The sequence below is a fragment of the Staphylococcus sp. GDY8P196P genome (genome assembly GCF_017891705.1).
Taxonomy (GTDB): Bacteria; Bacillota; Bacilli; order Staphylococcales; family Staphylococcaceae; genus Staphylococcus; species Staphylococcus ureilyticus.
Genome location: NZ_JAESJS010000009.1, coordinates 129,305 through 155,679 on the forward strand (window position 1 = coordinate 129,305; position 26,375 = coordinate 155,679).

The following is a 26,375-nucleotide window of genomic DNA, read 5'->3' on the forward strand; positions in this document are numbered from 1 at the left end:
AAATATATCAAATGCGTTTTAAAAAGCAATATTGTACTGTGACTCATCCACAATATTTCAAGTCACTACTATTTTATCAATGTATATTATAACATAACTAGACGAATACGTATAAACATATTTGTTTTGCTAAGCTTTAAACTTATGTAAACTAAAATAAATTGTGATTATAGAAAAGGGGATTTATATGATAAATAAACAACGTCTATTAGAGACATTTTTAGAACTCGTTCAAATTGATTCTGAAAGTGGCAATGAACAGGATATCCAATACCATCTTAAAAAAATAATGGAACAGCAAAATATAGATATCTATGAAGATAAAGCCAGTATTCAAAATGATACTTTAGGTGCGAATAATTTAATTTGCACCTTAAAGGCAACGCCCAATTATGAACATCTTGAAAAAATATATTTCACAAGTCATATGGATACAGTTGTACCAGGTCAAAAAATCACACCAACTGTAAAGGATGATGGATACATATACTCAGATGGAACTACGATTTTAGGTGCAGATGATAAGGCTGGCTTAGCAGCTATTATAGAATTTATCCATGTTATTAATGAACAACATTTGCCTCATGGTCAAATTCAATTTGTTTTGACTGTTGGTGAAGAAATTGGCTTAGAGGGGGCGAAAGCAATAGATAAAACTTTACTAGATGCGAGTTATGGGTTTGCAATTGATGCAAGTGTTCCAGTTGGCACAACTGTAGTTGGTGCGCCAACTCAAATGAAACTGAATGCGACTATATTTGGAAAAACAGCGCACGCCAGTACACCTAACCATGGTATAAGCGCAATCAATGTAGCTGCAAAGGCAATTAGTGAAATGAACTTAGGTCGAATAGATGACTATACCACTGCAAATATTGGTCGTTTTGAAGGTGGTTCTGCTACCAATATTGTGGCAGAAAAAGTAACATTAAATGCAGAAGCACGTTCACATTCAGAAGAAAGTATCGTCAGACAAGTAAATCATATGAAATCTGTTTTTGAAACAACAGCAAAAAGGTATCATTGTCATGCCGAAGTAGAAATCATCAAAAGTTATCCAGGTTTTAAAATTTCTGATGATGCAGCGGTAACTTCTATAGCAAAATCTAGCGCTTTAGCTTTAGGTTTAGAAGCAAATACTGTCATTGCTGGTGGTGGATCAGATGGTAATATAATAAATCAACTTGGAATACCTACAGTCATTTTAGGTGTAGGTTATGAAAACATTCACACTACAGAAGAAAGAATTTCAATTGAATCTTTAAATCAGTTAGCTAGTCAACTTTTAAGTATTAACGACGTGCTTATTAAACAATCTATAAACTGATTAAGTGAATATAAAGATACCTTTGTGATACAATATACTAGAAAACTTTAATAAGAGAGGTTAGTTAAATGACACAACAAATAGGTGTAGTAGGTTTAGCCGTAATGGGTAAAAACCTTGCTTGGAATATTGAATCACGTGGATACAGCGTATCAGTTTTTAACCGTTCTTCAGAAAAAACAGATGAAATGGTAAAAGAATCTGAAGGAAAAAACATACATCCAACATATTCAATGGAAGAATTTGTAAATTCCTTAGAAAAACCCCGTAAAATACTACTAATGGTAAAAGCAGGAACAGCTACAGATGCAACAATTGATACGCTTTTACCATTATTAGACGATGATGACATTTTAATTGATGGTGGAAATACTAATTATCAAGATACAATTAGACGAAACAAAGCACTCGCTGAAAGTGGTGTTAATTTCATTGGTATGGGTGTATCTGGTGGTGAAGTTGGTGCATTAACAGGACCTTCACTTATGCCTGGTGGACAAGAAGCAGCTTTTAATAAAGTGAGTCATATATTAGAAGCTATATCAGCAAAAGCAAAAGACGGTGCTCCATGTGTAGCCTATATTGGACCAAATGGTGCCGGACATTACGTTAAAATGGTCCATAATGGTATAGAATATGCTGACATGCAATTAATTGCAGAAAGTTATGCAATGATGAAAGACTTACTAGGTATGTCACATGAAGATATCGCTCAAACATTTAAGGACTGGAATGCTGGGGAATTATCTAGTTATTTAATAGAAATAACTGGTGATATTTTCAATAAATTAGATGATGAAACAAATGGCCCATTAGTTGAACAAATACTAGATACAGCTGGCCAAAAAGGTACTGGTAAATGGACATCTATCAATGCTTTAGAACTAGGAATACCTTTAACAATAATCACTGAATCTGTATTTGCTCGTTTTATTTCTTCAATTAAAGAAGAACGTGTAAATGCTTCTAAACAATTAAATGGACCTAGTGCTAAATTTGAGGGTGATAAAGAAGCATTCCTTGAAAAAATCCGCAAAGCACTTTATATGAGTAAAATCTGTTCTTACGCGCAAGGTTTTGCTCAAATGAGAAAAGCTAGTGAAGACCATGCATGGAATCTTCAATTAGGTGAACTTGCTATGATATGGCGTGAAGGTTGTATAATCCGTGCGCAATTCTTACAAAAAATTAAAGAAGCGTATGATAATGATAGTGAATTACAAAACTTACTATTAGATCCTTATTTCAAAGACATCGTTACAAATTATCAAGATGCTTTACGTGACGTTGTAGCAACAGGCGTACAAAATGGCGTACCAACACCTGGTTTTTCTGCAAGTATTAACTATTATGACAGTTATCGTTCAGAAAATTTACCAGCTAACTTAATCCAAGCACAACGCGATTATTTTGGTGCACACACATATGAGCGAAAAGACCGTTCTGGCATTTTCCATACACAGTGGATTGATGAATAATTTAGATGTTTTATAACATTCATGTTCTGATATAATTATCTCAGATGAAACTAAAAAATTACCAAAAACATAAGTAATTCTAACTAAAGCGTGTTAAATGTCATTAAAATTAACGATGGATTGACCTCAATTAGTGAAGATCATAATAAAAACACTTTCGTTAAATTCATAATATAAAATGAATTTATACGGAAGTGTTTTTTCTATAAATAAAATTACTTATTCAATCGAATTTAAAAATAAAGTTATTGTTTAGCTGATTTATTTAAAATGAAATATTTATGTATAAACTAAATGTCTTTTTTAAATCATACCTATTTCATTTGGAAGCGATTACGCTAAACTTTTGACTTTTATACATACATTAATTAACCTAATAATATATGTAATTAATTCTTTTATATTTAATATTGTATTAACCTATAACAATGAAATATTCGCTACTGCTTGTCATGCAAATATTTTATGACAATACAACTCATAGGTAACACTTCAAATATTAATAATGAACGGATTTAACGAATTCAATACTTTTGAAGGGGGATTTATATGAACAGGGAATGGTGGAAAGAAGCAATCGCTTACCAAGTTTATCCAAGAAGCTTTAATGATACAAATAACGATGGTATCGGAGATTTAAAAGGTGTGATAGAAAAATTAGATTACTTAGATGATTTAGGCATCGATGTTATTTGGCTTAGCCCAATGTATAAATCTCCAAATGATGATAATGGTTATGACATTAGTGACTATAAAGATATTATGGATGAGTTTGGTACTATGGAAGATTTTGATCAATTACTATATGAAGTACATCAAAGAGATATGAAATTAATATTAGATTTGGTCGTAAACCATACATCAGATGAACATCAGTGGTTTATAGAATCAAAATCAAGTAAAGATAATCCTAAACGTGACTGGTATATCTGGAGAGATCCGAAACCAGATGGTTCAGAGCCAAATAATTGGGAAAGTATATTTAATGGATCTACATGGGAATTTGATGAACATACAGGTCAATATTATTTTCATTTATTCAGTAAAAAACAACCAGATTTAAACTGGGAAAATAAAGAAGTGAGAAATGCTATTTTTGAAATGATGAATTGGTGGTTTAATAAAGGTATAGATGGTTTTAGAGTAGATGCAATAACACATATTAAAAAAACATTTGAAGCTGGTGACTTAAAACTACCAGAAGGAAAAGATTATGCGCCAGCATTTGAAGTGGATATGAATCAACCTGGCATACAAACTTGGTTACAAGAAATGAAAGATAAATCTTTAAATCATTATGATATTATGACTGTAGGGGAAGCAAACGGCGTCAGTCCAGATAATGCTGAACCATGGGTAGGTGAGTCAACTGGTAAGTTCAATATGATTTTTCAATTCGAACATTTAAGTTTATGGAATTCAGGTGATGTTAAATTTGATGTCAATGCCTATAAAAATGTGTTAAATGAATGGCAAAAAAAGCTTGAAAATGTTGGTTGGAATGCATTATTTATTGAAAATCATGATCAGCCAAGACGTGTATCAACTTGGGGAGATGATTCGCATTATTGGTTTGAATCTGCTACAAGTCATGCAGTCGTTTATTTTTTACAACAAGGTACACCCTTTATCTATCAAGGGCAAGAAATTGGTATGACCAATTATCCATTTGATGATATTAAAACTTTTAATGATGTTGCAGTAGTCAATGAATACCAAATTGTCAAACAGCAGGGTGGCGACGTATCCAAACTTTTAGATAAACATAAAAAAGAAAATAGAGATAATTCACGAACGCCTATGCAATGGAATAGTTCTAACTTTGCAGGATTTTCAGACGTAACGCCTTGGTTCCCTGTAAATCCAAACTATAAAACGATTAATGTTGCACAACAACAACAAGACCCAAATTCAATATTAAATTTCTATAAAGCTTTAATAAAATTAAAAAAATCTCAAGATATTTTTACATATGGAACGTTTAATCTAGTTGATTCAGAAAATAGTCAAGTATTTGCATATACACGAGAATTAGATGGTCAAAGTGTACTAATTGTTGGTAATTTAACAAATCAAGAAGCTAAATTATACTTTGATATGAACGTGATAGAAGAAAATATCTTACTACACAACTATAAAAACAATACTATTGATTTTGAAAATATCCAACCATACGAAGCATTTGTAATTAAATTATAAAACATTTTCGATTTACCACATTAAATAGTATTACAAACGCAAAAATAGCGAGTAAGCAACTCAATTAATAATAAGTTTGCTTACTCGCTATTTGTTATTTAAGCATTTTGTGTATTGTTATTCAAGTATGTCATATTGCTCTTGATCAACAGGCATCCATAATTGAACTTTAGTGAATGGATCATCGAATGAAATATCAAATGGATAAACTTCAACGTACAAACTATTATGTTCATAGGGTAAAGTCATCTGCAGGCTAGTCTCAATATAATACCAAGCTTCATTGACGACATAATCCATCTCACCTTGCAAATTAAATTTAGCATATTGTCTTTCAGGTAAGTAACGACTTTCTAGATGAGCTGGGTATCTTTCACTTGGCACGCCAACAAAAATTTCCATACCATGATCAAGTGGACAATTAACCACAAATAGCTCATGTGGACTCGTATCATTATATCGTTGTAATTCCTTAACTTTATCGTCAATTAATAAATCTTCTAAAAAATCAGGCACTTTAAATGGGTTGTCAATCTCGTCTGAATTCAAAAATTTAGCATAACCCACTAAAGATAAGCCTTGTGTATCTTCTAAACGATACGTATAAGGCGCACGTTCTGTAGTAGTAAGTTTAATATAAAGTCTTGGTTGCATTTTTAAATCGTCTCGTTTTGTATTGACTTGAATAGGAGAAACACCATGAAAATCACTAAAATCATTAGCAAAATCATTAGCATCTTTATAGCTATACTTTTTTGCAACATCTACCAAGCGAGCTGAACCACTTAAAATGTCTTGAGCAGCTAAAGTCAATCTTCTTGACCTTGCATATTCTGTTGGCGATTGACCTACAATCATTTTAAATGATTGATCAATATGAAATGGTGAAAGACCAACGTAATCACTAAGTGCTTGCAAATGTAAAGGTTCTAGCAAATGATCTTCAATATATACAATTGCCTGTTGGATTTGCTTGATAACGTCCAAAACTTTCACTCCTAAATTATAACTAAATACAATTAAATATGTACCTCGTTACTTTTCTATACACTATGTTATGAATCATTGTTGATTAGTTCTATTTTACATCATTTTTATATGACTTACATCTCAAAAATATTAAATAGGGTAAAATGTAAACAATCTAAAATTGTATATTCATAGTTTAATCAATAGTCTAAATCATAACACAAATAGGGTATAATAAAAAAGCAACAACACAAGCATAAATAGAAACTTGTATCATTGCCTTATTTTTAATTAGTTACATGTTAACTAATGAATATCGTCCCACCAGTGGAAACCATCTCTACTTAATAGTAAATCACTTGCTAATGGACCATTTGTTCCAGCTGTATAATTAGGGAATTCAGGTTCATTTTGGTTCCATTCTTCTTGAATTGCATCAACGAATTTCCAAGTTGATTTTAATTCTTCCCAATGTGTAAAGTTAGTTGCATCTCCATTTAAACAGTCAAATAATAAATTTTCATAAGCATCAACCGTATTCATTTTATCTTGCGCGCTCATTGCGTACGATAGTTGTACTGGCTCAGTTTCAATGCCTTGTACATTCTTTTTAGCATTTAAGTGTAAGGAGACACCCTCATTTGGTTGTATGTTAATAACTAGGAGGTTGGAATCTAATTTTTTATCTGTTTTATAGTATAGGTTCATTGGAACTTCTTTGAATTCGACAACTACTTGAATCGTTTTACTTTTCATTCGTTTACCAGTTCTTATATAGAACGGTACACCAGCCCATCTAAAATTATCAATCGTTAGTTTACCTGAAACAAAAGTTGGTGTGGTAGAATTTTCTGCTACACGATCTTCATCTCTATAACGTTTTACTTGCTGACCTTCAATGACACCTTCATCATATTGACCACGAACAAAATTTTGCCGAACTTCTTCTGGTTCTAATTTACGTAAAGATTTTAAAGCTTTAACTTTTTCTGCTCTGATATCTTCACTATTTAAACTAATAGGTGCTTCCATTGCGAGTAAGGCAACCATTTGTAACATATGGTTTTGAACCATATCTTTTAATGCGCCGCTAGATTCGTAGTAGCCACCTCTGTCTTCAACACCAAGCACTTCCGATGAAGTAACTTGAATGTTAGAAATGTATTTATTATTCCACAATGGTTCGAACATTGCGTTGGCAAAACGTAATACCTCAATATTTTGAACCATATCTTTGCCTAGATAATGATCAATACGGTATATTTCTTCTTCTTTAAATGAACGACGTAATTGTTCATTTAATTTTTCAGCAGATTCTAAATCTGAGCCAAATGGTTTTTCAATTACTAGGCGTTTAAAACCTGTTGTATCTGTTAATCCAGAAGATTTTAAATAGTCAGATATAACACCAAAGAAATTTGGAGCCATAGCTAAATAAAAGAGTCTATTACCTTGCAATTGGAAATCATGATCTAATTTATTACTGAATTCTAATAGTGATTGATAACTCGCTTCATCACTTACATCGTGTTTATGATAAAATACGTGTTCCATAAATTTATCTAAGTGTTTAGTATCTTTAACATGTTCTTGAATTGACGACTTCACTTGACTACGGAAATCATCGTTTGTTAAATCTCTTCTACCAATTCCAACGATTGCAATGTGCTCATTCAAATTTTCTTGTTGGTATAAATGGAATAATGATGGAAATAATTTTCTGTGACTAAGATCACCAGTTGCTCCAAAAATAGTAATTAAGCATGGGATATCTTTATTTCTAGTATTCAAGATCAAAACCTCAATTCTTTATTAAATCTGTATTTATTATAGACCAATATACCAGTATCTTCCCACAATTTTGCTTGTAATATCATATTTTATTATATTTTTAATACTTTTATATGATAAAATATGAACAAGAAGAGGAGGCATATGCATGGAAATTACGTTTTTTGGGACAAGTGCTGGTCTGCCAACTAAAGAAAGAAATACGCAAGCGATTGCATTAAATTTGGAACCATACTCTAACAGCATATGGCTTTTTGATGTTGGTGAGGGCACACAGCATCAAATATTACATCATTCAATTAAATTAGGTAAAGTTGATCACATTTTTATCACGCATATGCACGGAGATCATATATTTGGCTTACCTGGCTTGCTAACAAGCCGATCTTTCCAAGGAGGTGAAGGTAAACCGCTTACGATTATTGGCCCCAAAGGTATTAAATCATATATAGAAACAACTTTAACTTTATCAGAATCAAAATTAAATTATCCTATTACCTATATTGAGATTGAGGAACAATTGTCCTATCAACACAATGGATTTAATGTTGAAGCACATATGTTAAATCATGGTATTCCTTCATTTGGATATAGAGTGGAAGCACCATATAAATCTGGTAAAATAAATGTTGAAGCACTTAGAAGCATCGGATTAGAACCCGGCCCTAAATATCAAGATGTAAAAAACAATGAAACATTTGAATATAAAGGTGAAATCTACAACTCCAAGGACTTTAAAGACGACGCAGTTAAAGGTCCAGTAGTAGCAATATTTGGAGACACTATGCCTTGTAAAAACGAATTATTAATTGCACGTGATGCAAATATCATGGTACATGAAAGTACATATATAGAAGGAGATAAATCATTGGCTAATAGTTATCACCATAGTCATATTGATGATGTTTTTGAATTGATAAGAGAAGCCAATGTCGACTACAGTTTAATCACACATATTAGTAATCGTTATACTAAAGAAGAAGTATGTGAAATTAGTAAATCACTTAAACTTTTAAGTGATACACCACCATTTAATTTTGTTAATGACTTTGATGCTTGGCAATTTTAAAAATGAAAAGTGGGGCAGTTATCTAAAAATTGATGTATTCCAAAACGAGTCTTAATAATAAACTTTGGAAGTATTTTACAATTTAGATTACTGTCCCACTTATCTATAATAATTTAATTTTTTTAAAAGATATTAATCATTGTCTTGGTTGGATAATTCAATACTTCTATTAACTGCAGAACGTAAACAATCTTCGAATATAGCCTCTATATCATGATCTGCAAGTGCATTAAGTCCTGCTTGTGTTGTACCACCTTTAGAAGTGATATTTTTTCTTAACTGCTCCATACTCAATTCTGAACGTTCTATCATTTTACTCGTTCCTATAATTAAATTCCGAATCGATTCTTCTACTTGTGATTTTTCTAAACCTAAACGTGTACCTGCTGTAACATATTGCTCAAAGACATGGTATAAAAATGCTGGACCGCTTCCAGTAATCGCTGTTACTTGATGTAAATTATCTTCTGAAACTTCTATCGCAGAACCAAATGCATTTATTAAACTATCAACTTCTTCTTTTGATTTAGCGCCAAAATTATTGGAAAAGCTAATGCCAGTAACTGAATGTCCGACATGTGCATTTGTGTTTGGCATGATACGCGCAATTGGATTATTAGAAGCCAATTTTTCACGAATATAGCTAATCGGTAAACCAGCCATAATAGAAATGAATTTATTCTTTTCTGCAATATATGGTTTGATACGGTCTGCTAACTCATCAAAATCATATGGTTTCGTTCCTAAGAATACATAATCTGCATCTTCTAACAATGCCGCATCATCATAGCTATAGTTCACACCTAACTCGTCAGCATATTCTTTTAATGCAACTTCATTCGAACGATTCGTTAAATAAATATTTTTAGAATCAATCACTTTTGAACTAACGATACCTGTAAAAATTGCATGCGCCATATTTCCGGCACCATAAAATACTAGTTTCATGTGAAGACTTCACTTCCTCTTTGCTTTTTATGTTTCCATACTAACATAGTTTTAAATTATGGCTAAGAATTTTTAAAGATCTATAGTAAAATATCATTTACACTCATATACTTAAACTATGAATTTAAAGCTAGGAGAATTTACTATGATAGGTAAACATTTTATATTAACAGGTGGTACAAGTGGATTAGGAAAAGCCATATTAAAAACATTATTAACTAAAAAAGTACATGTTACGGTACTTGCACGAAATCCAGAGAAATTAAAACAATTTAAAACACAATATAACACAGAACATCTTAATATCATTAAATGTGATTTACAATCACAACAGGAAATCATGGATTTAAAAAATTACTTTCAACACCAAACGATTGATGGACTCATCTATTGTTCTGGTCTTGGGTATTTTAAATCCATTGAAGACCATACATCTGTTGAAATGTTTGAAACATATAAGTTGAATGTATTGCATTTTAATCTATTAATGAAAGTTGTACAACCGGCTTTCTCTAAAAATCCAATTATCGTTGGTATAGGTAGTCAAGCTGCCTTTATAAGCCAAGGTTATGCTGCACATTATGGTGCAAGTAAAGCGGCTTTCAATCAATTATTAAATGCACTGCGCATTGAAAAACCAAATTATCATATTATGACAGTTAATACAGGGCCAATAGCGACGCCATTCCATGAAAAAGCAGATCCATCAATGAAATTTGCTAAAAAATACAGAGATATAATGCTTGATCCCGAAAAACTAGCAAACCAAATTATCGAAGGTATAATTAGGCAAAAATTAGAAATTAATCAACCTAGATGGATGCATAATTTACTAAAAATTTATCAATTAATGCCACGCTTTATAGAAAAAAACCTCACTTCATTATTTAAAAACAAAAGGTAACGCTACTTCAAAAATGAGAAATTGTCATTTTGACAATAGCATTAAAATAGAAGATAGCAATAATGGTGTTACGGATAATTAAGCTTTTAATATAAAAACGTCAATTTCTATAAAATCACAATAGAAATTGACGTTTTGGCTTTGATTGAAGTTATTTATTTTTTAGCTTTCGGTCTTAGAAACAACCTCGTTTATACAATTAAAACTTTAATATTTTCAATTTTTCGCATACATACATATTGGAAACAAGTAAAAGAGATTTATTTTAAATGTTGGGTATACTCTAAATTTTTCACACGCTCTTGTGCTGCTTTTAAAGCTTCTAAACTTATGTCTTTTGAACGTTGATAATTTTTTACATTTTCATCAAGTTGATCTGTACTACTTGCACCAACAATGATAGAACCTAAAGCATCATGAGACGTTAAATAATTAAACGTAAGTGCAGTTAAATTACTTTCTATTTCTTTTATGGATGCAATTGTTTCGCCGAGTTCTTGATAAGTATAGTCAAAAATACCTTCACTAAATTTTGAATCTAACACATTATTACTTTTAGCAGTTAATAATCCTTTAAACACTGGACCGCGAGCTAATACTTTAACTTTTTTAGCATGTACATCATCTAAAAGTTGTTCCGGTCTGTTATCAATTAAATTAAATTGAGACATTAGCGTTTCGATATCGCTATGTTTTAAATAGTAATCGATTACGTTAGGTCTTATTGAGGAGATACCGTAAGCACGGATAATACCTTCTTTCTTTAATTCATCGAAAGCGCTAATCGTTTCATCTATAGGATCATCAATTGTACCACCATGTAGCTGATATAAATCTAAATGATCTAAACCAAGTCTTTTCAATGAGCCTTTCACTGCTTCTTTAATATAAGATTTAGAAGGATCCCATGTTGTAGACCCATCTTCCGTTAAACGATTTCCTACTTTTGTGCCAATGATTATATCATCTCTATTTTGGTATTTCTTTAAAGTCTCACCAACGATTGTCTCATTTACACCTTTGTCATACATATCAGCTGTATCAAAATAAGTGATACCATGTTCAATTGCACGTTCTATGATAGGCTCTGCTTGCTTTTTATTTGTCCCAAGACTCATACAGCCTAAACCTAACTCTGAAATTTCTATACCGCTTTTCAAAACATTTTTTTGCATGTTTTATCTCCTTTCGATACACTTGGATAATAGGGCGTAGACGTAATAAAGTAAGTTGGATTTTTCAATATTAACTATTCTATACAAAACAAAAATCAAACTCAATATGTGTTCATTCGCTATTCCCATAATAACTAACTAATGAGTACATCTTAACAATATCTTAAACCAATTAAAAGGACAGTGATTATTTATGAACCTATTTGAAAAGACATTGCATAGCGCTTCTATTTATAAAGGAGCAATCATAGATTTAGAAGTCCACGATGTTGAACTACCCGATGGACAAACTTCTAAACGTGAATTAATATACCACAACGGTGCTGTCGCTGTTTGTCCAATTACACCTGATAATAAAGTGATATTAGTGAAACAATTTCGTAAAGCTTGCGAAAAACCACTATTAGAAATACCAGCAGGTAAATTAGAAAAAGACGAAGAACGTATATCCGCAGCTAAGCGTGAACTTGAGGAAGAAACTGGTTATATTGCAGATGAATTAGAACATATTACTGAAATGTATGGTTCACCTGGTTTCTCAAACGAAAAAATATCAATTTATATGGCAAAAAATTTAACAAAAGGTGAAATGCATTTAGATGAAGATGAATTTTTAGAAATAGCATATTTTGATATAAATGAAATTAAAACATTATTAGATAATAAAGAATTGGAAGATGCAAAAACCATTATTGCTTTACAACATTTACTACTTAATTATAATCATTATAAATAAGAGGCGAGAATACTTGCGAATTTTATCAATTATTGGTATTTTAAATATATATATCATAACTAAATTAAAATGATTATAATTATTAGTAGGGGAGTGAGGCTTCCGTGGAAGAACGATTAAATCGCGTGAAGCAACAATTACAGCAATCATCTTATAAATTGACGCCACAACGTGAGGCAACATTGAGAGTTTTAATTGAAAATGAAAAAGATCATTTAAGTGCTGAAGATGTTTATTTAAAAGTTAAAGACAAAGCACCTGAAATAGGACTTGCAACTGTCTATCGTACTTTAGAATTGCTAGCAGAATTAAAGGTAGTGGATAAAATAAACTTTGGTGATGGTGTTGCACGATTCGATTTAAGAAAAGAAGGAGCAAAACATTTTCACCACCATCTTGTGTGTATGGAATGTGGTAAAGTAGAAGAAATCGAAGAAGACTTATTACCTCGCGTAGAGGAAAGAGTAGAAAATGAATTTGAATTTAAAATATTAGACCATCGTTTAACATTCCATGGTATTTGTGCATCGTGCCAAGCAAAAGGAAAATAATTTAAAAAATACTATTTCAGAAACAGAGGTAGTACAGTGAAAAATATTATAGATGAATATTTGAAATTTATACAATTAGAAAAAGGATTAAGTGTAAATACAATTGGTGCATATCGAAGAGATTTAAAAAAATATGATGAATTTTTAACATTACACAAAATTAGTCATATTGATTTTGTAGATAGACAACTTATTCAAGAATGTTTGGGTCACTTACATGATGAAGGCGCATCTTCAAAATCGTTAGCACGCTTCATTTCCACTATCCGCAGTTTTCATCAGTTTGCATTAAGAGAAAAATATGCAGCTAAAGATCCAACAGTATTAATAGAAACGCCGAAATATGATCGTAAATTACCAGATGTTTTAGAAATAGATGAAGTACTTAGACTATTAGAAACACCTGATTTATCCAAAAATAACGGATATAGAGATCGCACGATGTTAGAATTACTTTATGCCACTGGCATGCGTGTGTCAGAACTGATTCAAATAGAGTTAGAAGATGTTAATTTAATTATGGGCTTTATACGTGTTTTTGGTAAGGGAAATAAAGAAAGAATTGTGCCATTAGGAGATACAGTGATTGAATACTTAAATACTTATTTGGAAACAGTAAGACCACAATTATTAAAAAACACGGTAACTGACACACTCTTTTTAAATATGCACGGTAAACCTTTATCAAGACAAGCCATATGGAAGATGATTAAACAAAATGGTATCAAAGCAAATATACTAAAAACTTTAACACCACATACATTAAGACATTCATTTGCCACACATTTACTCGAAAATGGAGCAGATTTACGTGCAGTACAAGAAATGCTCGGCCATTCTGACATATCTACAACACAATTGTATACACATGTTTCAAAATCACAAATTCGTAAAATGTATAATGAATTTCATCCAAGAGCATAAACACAGCCTGGTTTATTCTATTGAATAACTAGACTGTGTTTTTTATTGTAGTTACATTATTTAAATAAATATATTCATATAAGATTAATGCTTATATCCATTTGTTTCGAGCTTGTAGAGCGCGTTTTCTTGCTGCTTCGACTTCAGTTCTGTCTCTTTTTAAATGGTGATCAATGATATAATCATCTTCAATTTTATAATATGTCATCGCATAATGCGGGTATTGTTGTAATATAACTTGCTCCATTGTCGCAGTTAATGGGAGATGAATAGGCTCGAAAGATTTCTCCTTCTTTGTAGCATTAATTAATTCGACTAATAGCGCTTTATACGCTTCTATATCGAGTCCAATATTAATTGCTGAGTCGTACTTTTCTATTACTTTTAATGACTTACCAAACGATTTATAGGCACCTACATAATTATGTCTACGGTAATGATAAGCGCCAGTTGCAGTCAATATAAGACTTACAACAGCATCTCCTTTATTGTAATTTGGGTTTGTTTTCCAAGCGTCTTCTAAAATATCGTGACAAAGAAAGTAATGTTGCTTTGTATGGAATTGGAAATAAAAATCTTGAAGTGCAATTTTTAACATGTTTATCGCTCCGATTTTAAATGTTTGTATTAAACATGCTATAATATTTTAGTGAATTACGCACTTAACTTGCTAATATGAGGTAGATAAAATGTATGAAGTAAAACTCGATGCCTTTAATGGTCCTTTAGATTTATTATTGCATCTTATTCAAAAATTTGAAATTGATATTTATGATATACCAATGAAATCTTTAACAGAACAGTATATGCAATATATTCATGCGATGAGTCAATTAGAAATTAATGTGGCAAGTGAATATTTAGTTATGGCATCAGAATTACTAATGATAAAAAGCAAAATGCTTTTGCCTCATTCAGATGAAGTTGACGATTTAGAAGATGACCCACGTGAAAATTTGGTTGAGCGATTAATTGAATATCAAAACTATAAAGAATATACAGTGCTATTAAACGAAAAAAGAGCAGAAAGAGAGAAGTATTATTCTAAACACCCAACGGATTTAACACATTTAGAGTCAAATGAAACTTGGGACCCTAATAATACGATTGATTTAACAGAACTCATCATTGCTTATCAAAAAGTGAAAAATCGTGTGGAATACCAAACACCCAAAACCGTTGATATTCGAAAAGAAACGTTCACAATACAAGAAGCTACTACACAAGTAACTCAACGTTTGCAAAAACATGAATCATTCAACTTTTTTAGTTTATTTAATTTTACTGAACCACTGGAAATGGTAGTCACTCATTTCCTCGCCATACTAGAAATGTCGAAATCTGGAATAGTAAATATTGAACAACAAAAAAGTTTTGACGATATTAATATTTTAAGAGGAGTTAATTATGGCATTGAACGATAAAGGAATCCTAGAAGCATTACTTTATACTGCAGGTGATGAAGGACTTGAAGAAAAGCAAATACTAGAAATTTTAGACATTGACCAACATCGTTTTCATACATTAATCAATGAATATGACGCTTGTGGCTTAGAGATCCAACATTATGGTAAAAATTATGTCTTAACCACCAAAAAAGATGCGTCAGAATTTATTGAGAAGTTAATTGAACAAAAATCAAAAATGAAATTATCACAAGCAGCTATGGAAGCTTTATCGATAATCGCATACAATCAGCCATTATCTCGTAGTGATATTGAATTGATTAGAGGTATAAATTCGGACGGAGCCGTCAAAACCTTGATAGCACGAGGTTTAATTGAAGCCAAAGATGAGGCAGATTCTAGAAGCCAACAATTATATACAACAGAACTATTCTTAAATGTATTTGGTATTGAACAATTAGATGATTTACCAACTACGGATGAAGAAGATGAGGAAATAGAAGCCTTCTTCAGTAATTTAGTAAATCAAAAAGGAGAAAAAAATGAATAAAGAAACAGAAAGATTACAAAAACGTATCGCAAATAGTGGCTATACTTCAAGACGTAAAGCGGAAACATTAATTACAGAAGGTAAAGTGAAAGTAAACGGTGAAATCAAAACAGAATTAGGTACTAAAGTAAAACCAACGGATACAGTAGAAGTTGAAGGCATTAAATTAGAACAAGAAGACAAACTATATATTCTTTTCTATAAACCTTCACAAGTTATCACTAGCGTTTCTGATGACAAAGGTAGAAAGGTCGTTACTGATTATTTCAAACAAATTAAGACAAGAATATACCCTGTAGGACGCTTAGATTATGATACATCAGGGCTACTTTTACTTACCAATGATGGTGAATTCACTAACTTAATGACACATCCACGTTATAAAATCAAAAAGAAATATGTTGTTAAATTAAAAGGGTATCTCATGCGTGAAGAAGTTAAAGCATTAGAACAAGGCATTAATTTAGAAGATGGGCAAACGCAACCTGCGACAGTTAAAGTTAAAAACCAAGATAAAGATAAAAATACGACACTTGTAGAAATTACAATAACTGAAGGTCGCAATAGACAAGTTAGACGCATGTTTGAATATTTTGGGCATCAAGTATCAAAACTACAACGCATAGAATTTGGACCGTTAAATTTGAAAGGACTCAATGCTGGCGAAGGCCGAGTACTTACACCGCATGAAGTAAAAATATTACGTCAAATTGCAGAACACGGACAATAATTATGACATTCCTTTAACAAAATCCTGATATTGATAATTTTTTCACAAACTTTTCATTCATAAACACTTTTATAGCTCAACCTATGATATAATATGGTTGAAATTGAAGTTAGCAGTGTGGGAGGGTACGAACCTATGTCAAACGAAATACTTATCGTTGATGATGAAGATAGAATCAGACGATTATTAAAATTGTACTTAGAAAGAGAATCTTTTGAAACTCATGAAGCTAGAGATGGACAAGAAGCATACAAAATGGCAATGGAACATGATTATGCATGTATCTTGTTAGATTTAATGTTGCCAGAAATGGATGGCATTACTGTAGCAGCTAGACTCAGAGAACAGAAAGAAACACCAATTATTATGTTAACTGCTAAAGGAGAAGAAACAAACCGCGTAGAAGGTTTCGAATCCGGTGCAGATGATTATATTGTAAAACCATTTTCACCACGTGAAGTGGTCTTACGTGTCAAAGCGCTATTAAGACGAACTCAAGTTGCACATACAGAACAAAGTGAACCACATGTACGAGATTTAATAGAATTTGAACATCTTGTGATTGATAATGATGCTCATCGCGTGCTAGCTGATGGCAACCAAGTAAACTTAACGCCAAAAGAATATGAACTTTTAATCTTTTTAGCAAAAACGCCAAATAAAGTCTTTGATCGTGAGCAACTATTAAAAGAAGTATGGCATTATGAATTTTATGGAGATTTGCGTACTGTTGATACACATGTAAAACGTTTAAGAGAGAAATTAAATCGCGTTTCTGATGAAGCTGCCCAAATGATTCAAACAGTTTGGGGCGTTGGCTATAAATTCGAGGTTAAATCTGAAAATGAACCGCCTCAATAATGTAGTAGTAAAACTGTGGTTAACTATAATTTTTATAGTAACGACAGTTTTAATTTTATTAAGTGCAGCACTTATAACGTTTATACAATCTTACTTTACGCAAGAAACAGAAGATTCATTACTTGAAGATGCTAAAAGAATCAGTCATTTAGTTGAGCATTCAGAAGATAAAACGACTGCCATAAAGCATAGTAAGTCTCTTATCGAGGGTCCAGTGGGGCTTATTATCATGAATCATAAACACATGGATAGCGTCAATAATGATGAGACAAAAGAAAAGATGTTCAAAGAAATAAAAAGTAATAAAAACTACGAAAAAGTGTTTGATAAAGGAAAGCAGATATCTGAGCACGTGACAATAGATATAAATAAACAGCAAAAAACTTATGTTTTAATAGGTTATCCATCAAAAAATTTAGAATCGAGTGCACATAATAGTAAATATAGTGGTGTTTTTATCTATCAAGATTTGAAAACGATAGAAGATACCAATAATGTGATTACAGTCATTATTTTAATTATTGCTATAATCTTTTTATCTATTACTACTGTGTTCGCCTTTTTCTTATCATCTCGAATTACAAAACCACTAAGAAATTTAAGGACTCAAGCATTAAAAGTTTCTAAAGGAGACTATACACAAGTAGTTCCTGTTAATTCTCGAGATGAAATTGGTGAGTTATCACGTGCTTTTAACACGATGAGTTCGGAAATACAACAACACATCGACGCATTATCCTCATCAAAAAATATCAGAGACAGTTTAATAAACTCTATGGTTGAAGGCGTTCTAGGTTTTAATGATAAACAAGAAATAATTATATCAAACAAGATGGCACAAAATATTTTGAAAATATTGGATGCACACGATTTAGACAAGCTTGATCGTCAAAATGAATTAACATTTAAATCCAAAAAAACACAATTCGAAGAATATGAAATTAGCACACGCTATTTTGTCATTATTACAAGTTATATTGAACAAATTCAGCCTGATGGCAGAAGTGGTATTGTAGCTATTATTCGTGATATGACCAATGAACATAATATTGATCAAATGAAAAAAGATTTTATTGCTAATGTATCACATGAATTGCGTACACCTATTTCATTGCTACAAGGATATACAGAGTCGATAGTGGATGGTATTGTAACAGAACCAGACGAAATACATGAATCATTGTCCATTGTCCTTGATGAAACAAAACGTTTAAATCGATTAGTAAATGAGTTGCTCAATGTTGCACGGATGGATGCTGAAGGGCTAACTGTAGAGAAAGTGAAACAGCCAATTGATCCACTGCTTAATAGAATGCAACAAAAATACCAGAAACAAGCAAATGACTTAAAGTTAACGATGAATTTAAATCCAAATACACACAATCAATTATGGTATTTCGACACCGATAGAATTGAACAGGTTTTAACTAATCTTATAGATAATGCTACTAGATATACAGAACCTGGTGATTTAATATCGATTAGTTATGGAGAGTCAGAAAATGAAAATATTTTATACATTTCAGACACAGGATCTGGTATTGCTCCAGAACATTTACAACAAGTATTTGATCGTTTCTATAAAGTCGACACTGCTCGTAAACGAGGTAAACAAGGTACTGGGTTAGGTCTGTTTATCTGTCGTATGATTATTGATGAACATGGAGGTACGATAGACGTTAAGAGTGAGCTTGGCAAAGGCACAACATTTATAATTAAATTACCAAAACCAACAGAAGAATATGAAGATACATGACTATTAAACTAATCATAGAAAGTGAAATGTAATTTAATTTATAATCTTAATGTAAATCAAGCATGTGTGTTCTATAAATATCGAGATTGAGAGTCAATACATTACTATTGATTTTCAATCTCGTCTTTTTCATAAGTTATGTAATTTACTAAGCATAAGCAGGTCTATTGTTTTTATCTGAGTAATAGGCTATGATATATTTATAAAATTTAAGAAATTCATCTTCGGGGTAGGGTGTAATTCCCAACCGGCAGTAATTGAAGCCTGCGACCCATTTATCTATTAAAAAGATAAATGGCTGATCTAGTGTAATTCTAGAGCCGACAGTATAGTCTGGATGGGAGAAGATGGAGGGTTTTTGTTGTGCAATTAAATCCTCCTTTTCTAAGTAAGATGAATGGAAGGAGATAATTGAATATGCAACAACAAACCAAGCGACTTATTACGATAAGTATGTTAAGTGCGGTGTCATTTATTTTGATGTTTATCAAATTTCCAATCCCATTTTTACCACCGTATTTAACATTAGACTTTAGTGATATTCCAGCTCTATTAGCAACTTTTAGTTTAGGACCAGTAGCTGGTATTATTATATTATTTATAAAAAATTTACTTAATTTCTTATTTAATATAGGGGATCCAGTTGGACCAATTGCTAATTTCTTAGCTGGCGCTAGTTTTATTTTAAGTGCCTTTTATATAATTAAAAATAATCATACAGTCAAAACACAAATCATTGGATTTACGATAGCGACGATTGTTATGACGATTGTTCTAAGTATTTTAAATTATTTTGTTTTATTACCACTTTATGGGATGATTATGAATTTATCAAATGTAGTTGAAAATATAAAAATTGTGATAGTTTCAGGTGTTATACCTTTTAATATAGTAAAAGGTATAATAATTTCTTTAATATTTATGTTATTATTCAAACGTTTAAAAAAGATTTTACTTAGATAATTTTTAATTAATTAGCTTATACCACGAATATGAAAAAATGGACACGCAATAATAAAAGAAGCTGAGANNTCTCAGCTTCTTTTATTATTGAAAACTTTTGCTAAAGTTGAAAGTGAAGTTGCTTATCATTATTTTTGTACTTAAACGCATCTTTTAAAATAGTTTTTTAACTTGTTAACACTTAATGGAATGATATAAGCGCAAGATTATAGAATCGAGTCATTTCTCCAGACGAGTGAACAACCTGGTCGAATTTGTCGAATTTTAAAATTTAAAATGACCAAGCTATTTCATATGGATTACTCATTTATTTTGATTGTGAGATTTACATGCTATATTTCAACTTGCTTTATTTTCATACTACAATTAATAAATGATTATTTTTCATAAAATAAGAGCTCAGATTTTTCATTAAAACAATGAATATACTGAGCTTTTATAAATTCATTTCATGCAAAAATGAATATCTATTTGATTAATTTTATTATTCAAATTTTAGAGGGTCTCCGTCAAAAGATTCCTCTTCAATTTTAATAGAATCTGTAGGACAACCTTCTAAAGCATCTTCCATGTCTTCATATAATTCTTCTGGTACTTCCGCAGTACCTTGGTTATCATCTAGTATAACGTATGCGATACCTTCATCGTCGTAATCATATATATCAGGAGCAGCAGCACCGCAAGCACCACATGCAATGCATGTATCCATATCAACAATTGTATATTTAGCCAAACTCTTCGCCTCCTTTAACAAACATGCTACACTAATAACACAATTAGTATTGTAGTTACTGTTTAAAATTTTATCAAATGTTTTTGTTTTATAAAATGAGGGAGCACACATGTATAATTTAATTCGCTTTACACGAATGCAAGCACATAATTACAAAACAGAAAAAAGCATATATAATATTATCACAGGCAAAAAATCCCATCAAACCTTTTTTGACGCCTGTAGTCAACAACTATTATCATTGTATCATAGCTTACCAAACTTAAAATATCCATCATTTGTTGGATATATTCAAAATGGACAACAGGATGTTGATGGTACGCGATTAATTCGTACACATCCAAGGTATACATATGATAGTTTATTAAACACCTTTAAGGCACTTCAATTATTAACCCAAACAATTTCGAATATTTCACATGATTCATTACATTTTGTGCCTATTACACACAACAATACAATTCAACATAGAGTTAAAAAAGTATATAACAGTGCTAAAAATAAGAATATATCTTGCAAATTAAATGAAGAATTAAATCTTCTTTTCTCTTCAATTTCTGAAAAAAATAGTAAAACGTATTTGCACTATTATTTACAAGGTTATAAAGAAAGTATGTATACAAGACAACAAGTCAGCTTAATAGAAAATATTTCGCAACAACAATTGTTCGAACTAGAAATAAATGAATTAGTAATCATGATGTTTGAATTGGAAAATGCGATTAAATATCCTATTTTAAATCAATTAATTATTTTACCAACGTTGCTTTTTAAAACAGAGGAAACTTACATAGGTATTAAAAAAGGTCTCAGCTTTAACGAATTAGCTAAGACACAAAATGTAAAATCAAACACAATTGAAGATCATATTCTAGAATTATTTATAAAAGGGTATCTTTCACAATACGATGTATTTATAAATGATAATTCATATTCACAGTTTCTAAGTTACTATGTAGAAAATCGCAGCGAAAGATTAAGAAATTACAAAGAGAAATTTCCAAAATTAAATTACTTTGAAATTAAACTATTAATCATCGGTGTTGAAAGAGGTGATTTAAATGTTACATCATGAATTAAAAAAATGGTTTGGTTTTGATTCATTTAAGCCTGGACAACAGGAAATTATAGAGCATGTATTAAATGATGAAAATACTTTGGGTATATTGCCGACTGGTAGTGGAAAAAGTTTATGTTATCAATTACCAACCTATATCAAACAAAAGCCCACCCTTATCATCTCACCGTTAATATCCTTAATGGATGATCAAGTTATGCAATTAAAACTACAAGGCGAGCATTACGTTTCATGCATCCATTCCGGATTAGATGAAAATGAAAAAAAACAAAATTTACAATACTTAAAGCATAGTCGTTTTATATTTTTAAGTCCCGAATTTTTGTTGCAACCACATAATTTTAAACTTATACAACATCTAGATTTAGGTTTAATCGTTTTAGATGAAGCCCACTGCTTATCTGAATGGGGTTATGATTTCAGACCACACTATGCACTTGTAGGGAAAATCATCAATTATTTTCCTAAAGCCAATATACTTGCTTTGACTGCCACAGCACCACCTTATTTAACATATGATTTAAATCACATGCTAAATAAAACATTTACTGTTGTGAAAACAACTACGAATAGAGAAAATATTACATTATCACACATAAATTTCGAAAATGATCATGAAAAGTTAAAATGGTTACTTCCAACGTTAGAACAATCAGGTCCAACTATTATCTATGTTTCATCAAAAAAAATGTGCCTAACTTTAGCAAAGGCAATTTATCAATATGGTTTTTTAACTGGGATATACCATGGTGACTTAACCTATCAGGAAAGACATACTGTACAGCATCAATTTATAAATAATGAAATACCAATTATTGTTGCAACAAGTGCTTTTGGAATGGGGATAAATAAAAAAGATATACGAACCATCATACATTTTCATCTAGCCACAAGTCCATCAAGTTATATGCAAGAAATTGGTCGTGCAGGACGTGATGGCTACTCTAGCCAAGCAATCAGTCTTTACCAACCAGATGATAGTTATCTATTAGAAACGTTATTGTTTGCAGATATAATTACTGAAGAAGATGTGAATACATTTGAATTAGGTATGTTTTTACCACCTGAAAAAAATGAAATATTAGAGGTTCTAAGTAGTAATTTTAAAATTGAACAATTGCGTACTATTTTCAAAACAGCATTTGAAAGAAAACAACGCGGTTATTATCGAATGTTAGGTTATAAAAATTTAGACCAATGTCGTAGGTCATATATGGTAGAGTTTTTCGGTGAAAATCTATCAACAAAACCAACACAGTGCTGTGATAATGACACAGAATTAAAACCAATTAATATTATTAATAGAAAAAAAGTAAAAAGAAAAATGGATTTTAAAGAAAAATTACGAAATATATTCAAATAAAAGATAAATACTTTACTTCACTTTTTCAATCAAGCTATAATACTAGATATACGCTAAATTTTTATTTGTTTTTCATATAAAACTAATACATATATACTGGCTTTTAGGGTAAAACAGTATATACTAAAATTAAATGATGGAAGGATGATGAATTTGTCTAATAATAATTTCAAAGATGATTTTGAGAAAAATCGTCAATCTATTGATCCAAAAGAACATCGAGATGATGTAAAGGATTCTGTTAACGATTCCGTTGACAATGTAAAAGAGGAAGTTTCTGATAAACAAGACGAACAATTCCCTCCAAGAAATGCCCAAAGAAGACAACGTAGAAGAGATACGGCAACACATCAAAATGAAGGAAATGAATCACCTGTTGATGAGAAAAATGATACATCTAGTCAACAAGACAGTGAGCAACAACAGGAAACACATTCATCATCCAAGACGGTTGCGGATGAAACCAATAAAAATCAAGACCCTTCAGAAAATAACAATATTAATCAAAATAGAAGTGAAAAAGATCACGACATTTCTGAAGGTAACCAATCTGAAGATAAAAATGATAAGAAAAAAGGCGCTGCCGTAGCTGGCGGAGCAGCCGCAGCTGGTGCAGGTGCATATGCCGCAAAAAAACACCATGACAAGAAAGATGATTCTGATCATGCTAAAGATAACAATGCAGCCTCAGACGATAACGAAAAAAGTGATGCTGCTACAGGCGTAGGTGCTAATAATAAAAATCAACATACTGAAGAAGCTAATTCTGAAAAAAGTAATGATTCAAAAGACAACAAGAAAAAAGGCGCTGCCGTAGCTGGCGGAGCAGCCGCAGCTGGTGCAGGTGCCGCTGGAGCAAGTGCTGCGCATTCGAATGGAAATGGCTCCGGTGGAAATAATGGTAACGGTGATCACAACAACGATCCAAATGATGATAACAACAATAACAAGAAAAAAGGCGGCTTATTTGGAAAAATATTACCAATCGTAGCAGCAATTTTAATTTTAGCAGCAATCGGAATTTTTGGTGGTATGGCATTAACTGGCAACAATGATGATAGTAGTAATAACGACGATAAAAAGGTAGCGGACAACAAAGATAAAAAATCTGACTCAGATTCAGACAAGGACAGCAAGAAAGATTCAGACAAAAACAAAGACGATGATAGTGAAAAAGCAAATACAAATAATGACGATAACGCTGAATCAGATAGTAATGATAATTCAAACCAAAGCGATTCTAATTCTGACGATGCAGCTACTAGCGATCAAAATCAAGCTACTGAATCTGATCAAAATAACCAAAGTGATCAAAATGCACAGAACAGTCAAAATGATCAATCACAACAAAATAATCAAGCTACGAATCAAGGTAATGATTCAGCAAACCAAGGTCAAGCAACTAACAGCCAAAACAATCAACAAAACAACCAAGCTTCAAACAACAATTCAGGACAACAAACACATACTGTAAATGGTCAAAATCTTTACAGAATAGCCATCCAATACTATGGAAGCGGATCTCCTGAAAATGTAGAAAAAATCAGAAAAGCAAATGGATTACAAGGTAATGATATTCATAACGGACAACAATTAGTTATTCCTCAATAAAACATTCATCTTTAACAAATAAAATGAAGTTTGATTATCGAGCCTGTTCCTAAAAAAGTACTAATCCATAACATGATATGCTCCCTACAAAGTAGACATTTAAAAAAGTAAACTTTGTAGGGAGCTTTTATATGAATTAGTCATTTTTGTAAACAAATTTTCAAAATCTATCACTTGGTTTTTTTAAATCTACTGGTATAATAAATGGGTGGTTAAAGGAGGACAAATACTATGCAAACAGTAGAAAGTATAATCATCGGCGGTGGACCATGTGGGTTAAGTGCCGCTATTGAACAAAAGAAAAAAGGGATTGATACTTTAGTAATTGAAAAAGGAAATGTTGTGGACGCTATTTATAACTATCCAACACATCAAACATTCTTTTCTTCAAGTGATAAATTAAGTATTGGCGACATTCCATTTATTGTCGAAGAAAGCAAACCACGTCGTAATCAAGCATTAGTGTATTATAGAGAAGTTATTAAACATCATCAACTGCGTATCAATGCTTTCGAAGAAGTCCTTACTGTTAAAAAAATTAATAATCGTTTTACACTCACTACTACGAAAGATGTTTATCAGTGTCGATTTCTAACCGTAGCTACTGGTTATTATGGTCAACATAATACTTTAGAAGTAGAAGGTGCAGAATTGCCAAAAGTAAAACATTATTTTAAAGAAGCACACCCTTATTTCAATCAAAATGTTGTCATCATTGGTGGAAAAAACTCAGCAGTTGATGCAGCACTGGAATTAGAAAAGGCAGGTGCACATGTCACAGTTATCTATCGTGGTTCTGACTATCCAAAAGCAGTTAAACCATGGATTTTACCTAATTTTGAGTCATTAGTGAAACACGAAAAAATAAACATGGCCTTTAACGCTGAAGTCACAAAAATTACTGAAGATAGTGTTATTTATGAGCAAGATGGAGAAGTAATTGAGATTCCTAACGATTACATTTTTGCAATGATTGGTTATCATCCGGACTATAATTTCTTAGAATCAATTGGAATTGAAATCAATGAAAATGAATTTGGGACAGCACCAGTTCATAACAAAGAAACTTACGAAACAAATGTAGAAAATTGTTATATTGCTGGTGTGATTGCTGCAGGTAATGATGCAAATACGATTTTTATTGAAAATGGTAAGTATCATGGTGGCATTATCACTCAAAATATTTTATCTAAAAAGCAAACGCCTTTAGAATCATAATATAAAAAAGAGCTGGATAAGTGATTATTATTTGA

Annotated in this window: 24 protein-coding genes and 1 riboswitch; of the genes, 18 read left to right on the forward strand and 6 right to left on the reverse strand. The window is 31.5% G+C overall.

What is annotated here, in order from left to right:
* Nucleotides 1-187: 187 nt before the first annotated feature.
* The 3 genes from KA814_RS05130 (at nt 188) to KA814_RS05140 (ending at nt 5,004) form a co-directional block, all read left to right on the forward strand.
* Entirely contained in the window at nt 188-1,327 is a 1,140-nt protein-coding gene (locus KA814_RS05130) for a M20/M25/M40 family metallo-hydrolase (RefSeq protein WP_064208926.1), read from the forward strand.
* A 68-nt stretch (nt 1,328-1,395) separates the two neighbouring features.
* A complete protein-coding gene (gene gndA, locus KA814_RS05135; RefSeq protein WP_046208201.1) occupies nt 1,396-2,805 on the forward strand; it encodes an NADP-dependent phosphogluconate dehydrogenase in 1,410 nt (469 codons plus the stop codon).
* 549 nt (nt 2,806-3,354) lie between these two features.
* A complete protein-coding gene (locus KA814_RS05140; RefSeq protein ID WP_046208202.1) occupies nt 3,355-5,004 on the forward strand; it encodes a glycoside hydrolase family 13 protein in 1,650 nt (549 codons plus the stop codon).
* Between the two features lie 117 nt (nt 5,005-5,121).
* Here the strand turns inward: KA814_RS05140 and KA814_RS05145 are convergent, their stop codons facing one another.
* Both KA814_RS05145 and zwf read right to left on the reverse strand, forming a co-directional pair.
* A complete protein-coding gene (locus tag KA814_RS05145) occupies nt 5,122-5,991 on the reverse strand; it encodes an AraC family transcriptional regulator (RefSeq protein WP_046208203.1) in 870 nt (289 codons plus the stop codon).
* 288 nt (nt 5,992-6,279) lie between these two features.
* Complete coding sequence (gene zwf, locus KA814_RS05150; RefSeq protein ID WP_046208204.1) at nt 6,280-7,764, reverse strand: glucose-6-phosphate dehydrogenase; 1,485 nt, start codon at nt 7,762-7,764, stop codon at nt 6,280-6,282.
* 148 nt (nt 7,765-7,912) lie between these two features.
* On the opposite strand from zwf, the gene rnz reads away from it, so the two are divergent.
* The gene (rnz, locus tag KA814_RS05155) at nt 7,913-8,833 is read left to right on the forward strand and encodes a ribonuclease Z (protein ID WP_064208927.1); all 921 of its coding nucleotides are present in this window, start codon (nt 7,913-7,915) and stop codon (nt 8,831-8,833) included.
* A gap of 132 nt (nt 8,834-8,965) precedes the next feature.
* On the opposite strand, the gene proC is transcribed toward rnz, so the two are convergent.
* A complete protein-coding gene (proC, locus tag KA814_RS05160; protein WP_064208928.1) occupies nt 8,966-9,781 on the reverse strand; it encodes a pyrroline-5-carboxylate reductase in 816 nt (271 codons plus the stop codon).
* A gap of 145 nt (nt 9,782-9,926) precedes the next feature.
* Between proC and KA814_RS05165 the strand changes: the two genes are divergently transcribed.
* Nucleotides 9,927-10,685 carry an SDR family NAD(P)-dependent oxidoreductase gene (locus KA814_RS05165; protein ID WP_046208207.1) on the forward strand — a complete coding sequence of 253 codons (759 nt, stop codon included), beginning with the start codon at nt 9,927-9,929 and terminating at the stop codon, nt 10,683-10,685.
* A gap of 260 nt (nt 10,686-10,945) precedes the next feature.
* Here the strand turns inward: KA814_RS05165 and KA814_RS05170 are convergent, their stop codons facing one another.
* Nucleotides 10,946-11,860, reverse strand: coding sequence for an aldo/keto reductase (locus tag KA814_RS05170; RefSeq protein WP_046208208.1), 915 nt, complete (start codon nt 11,858-11,860; stop codon nt 10,946-10,948).
* Between the two features lie 193 nt (nt 11,861-12,053).
* Here KA814_RS05170 and KA814_RS05175 point away from each other — a divergent pair, with 193 nt between their 5' ends.
* The 3 genes from KA814_RS05175 to xerD all read left to right on the forward strand — a co-directional run bounded on the left by KA814_RS05175 (nt 12,054) and on the right by xerD (nt 14,071).
* On the forward strand, nt 12,054-12,596 hold the full coding sequence (locus tag KA814_RS05175) for an NUDIX hydrolase (RefSeq protein WP_046208209.1): 543 nt from the start codon (nt 12,054-12,056) through the stop codon (nt 12,594-12,596).
* Nucleotides 12,597-12,700: 104 nt separating this feature from the next.
* Nucleotides 12,701-13,147: a ferric iron uptake transcriptional regulator gene (gene fur, locus KA814_RS05180; protein WP_019468360.1), complete on the forward strand. Its 447-nt coding sequence runs from the start codon at nt 12,701-12,703 to the stop codon at nt 13,145-13,147.
* Nucleotides 13,148-13,183: 36 nt separating this feature from the next.
* Nucleotides 13,184-14,071: a site-specific tyrosine recombinase XerD gene (gene xerD, locus KA814_RS05185; protein ID WP_064208929.1), complete on the forward strand. Its 888-nt coding sequence runs from the start codon at nt 13,184-13,186 to the stop codon at nt 14,069-14,071.
* A 91-nt stretch (nt 14,072-14,162) separates the two neighbouring features.
* On the opposite strand, the gene KA814_RS05190 is transcribed toward xerD, so the two are convergent.
* Nucleotides 14,163-14,669: a DUF309 domain-containing protein gene (locus KA814_RS05190; protein WP_046208211.1), complete on the reverse strand. Its 507-nt coding sequence runs from the start codon at nt 14,667-14,669 to the stop codon at nt 14,163-14,165.
* Between the two features lie 91 nt (nt 14,670-14,760).
* On the opposite strand from KA814_RS05190, the gene KA814_RS05195 reads away from it, so the two are divergent.
* From KA814_RS05195 to KA814_RS05220, 6 genes are all read left to right on the forward strand, one after another.
* Nucleotides 14,761-15,495: a segregation and condensation protein A gene (locus KA814_RS05195; protein ID WP_046208212.1), complete on the forward strand. Its 735-nt coding sequence runs from the start codon at nt 14,761-14,763 to the stop codon at nt 15,493-15,495.
* The gene (gene scpB, locus KA814_RS05200) at nt 15,479-16,027 is read left to right on the forward strand and encodes an SMC-Scp complex subunit ScpB (protein WP_081254262.1); all 549 of its coding nucleotides are present in this window, start codon (nt 15,479-15,481) and stop codon (nt 16,025-16,027) included. The genes KA814_RS05195 and scpB overlap by 17 nt, the downstream gene beginning before the upstream one ends.
* Nucleotides 16,020-16,757, forward strand: coding sequence for a pseudouridine synthase (locus KA814_RS05205; RefSeq protein ID WP_046208213.1), 738 nt, complete (start codon nt 16,020-16,022; stop codon nt 16,755-16,757). Before scpB ends, KA814_RS05205 begins: the two co-directional genes overlap by 8 nt.
* A 135-nt stretch (nt 16,758-16,892) precedes the next feature.
* Entirely contained in the window at nt 16,893-17,618 is a 726-nt protein-coding gene (locus KA814_RS05210) for a response regulator transcription factor (protein WP_192945970.1), read from the forward strand.
* On the forward strand, nt 17,602-19,374 hold the full coding sequence (locus KA814_RS05215; protein WP_064208930.1) for an ATP-binding protein: 1,773 nt from the start codon (nt 17,602-17,604) through the stop codon (nt 19,372-19,374). The genes KA814_RS05210 and KA814_RS05215 overlap by 17 nt, the downstream gene beginning before the upstream one ends.
* 216 nt (nt 19,375-19,590) lie before the next feature.
* Nucleotides 19,591-19,727: riboswitch (FMN riboswitch) on the forward strand.
* 64 nt (nt 19,728-19,791) lie between these two features.
* Complete coding sequence (locus tag KA814_RS05220; RefSeq protein ID WP_046208216.1) at nt 19,792-20,337, forward strand: ECF transporter S component; 546 nt, start codon at nt 19,792-19,794, stop codon at nt 20,335-20,337.
* Between the two features lie 484 nt (nt 20,338-20,821).
* Here the strand turns inward: KA814_RS05220 and KA814_RS05225 are convergent, their stop codons facing one another.
* The gene (locus tag KA814_RS05225) at nt 20,822-21,070 is read right to left on the reverse strand and encodes a ferredoxin (RefSeq protein ID WP_019468351.1); all 249 of its coding nucleotides are present in this window, start codon (nt 21,068-21,070) and stop codon (nt 20,822-20,824) included.
* Between the two features lie 109 nt (nt 21,071-21,179).
* On the opposite strand from KA814_RS05225, the gene KA814_RS05230 reads away from it, so the two are divergent.
* The 4 genes from KA814_RS05230 to ypdA all read left to right on the forward strand — a co-directional run bounded on the left by KA814_RS05230 (nt 21,180) and on the right by ypdA (nt 26,340).
* Nucleotides 21,180-22,145, forward strand: a complete 966-nt coding sequence (locus KA814_RS05230; RefSeq protein WP_046208217.1) for a helix-turn-helix domain-containing protein — start codon at nt 21,180-21,182, stop codon at nt 22,143-22,145.
* A complete protein-coding gene (locus tag KA814_RS05235; RefSeq protein WP_046208218.1) occupies nt 22,132-23,511 on the forward strand; it encodes a RecQ family ATP-dependent DNA helicase in 1,380 nt (459 codons plus the stop codon). Before KA814_RS05230 ends, KA814_RS05235 begins: the two co-directional genes overlap by 14 nt.
* Nucleotides 23,512-23,658: 147 nt before the next feature.
* Nucleotides 23,659-25,122 (forward strand): LysM peptidoglycan-binding domain-containing protein, encoded by a 1,464-nt coding sequence (locus KA814_RS05240; protein WP_240162533.1) that lies wholly within the window; start codon nt 23,659-23,661, stop codon nt 25,120-25,122.
* 231 nt (nt 25,123-25,353) lie between these two features.
* Complete coding sequence (gene ypdA / locus KA814_RS05245; RefSeq protein ID WP_210122686.1) at nt 25,354-26,340, forward strand: bacillithiol disulfide reductase YpdA; 987 nt, start codon at nt 25,354-25,356, stop codon at nt 26,338-26,340.
* The last annotated feature ends 35 nt before the right edge of the window (nt 26,341-26,375 follow it).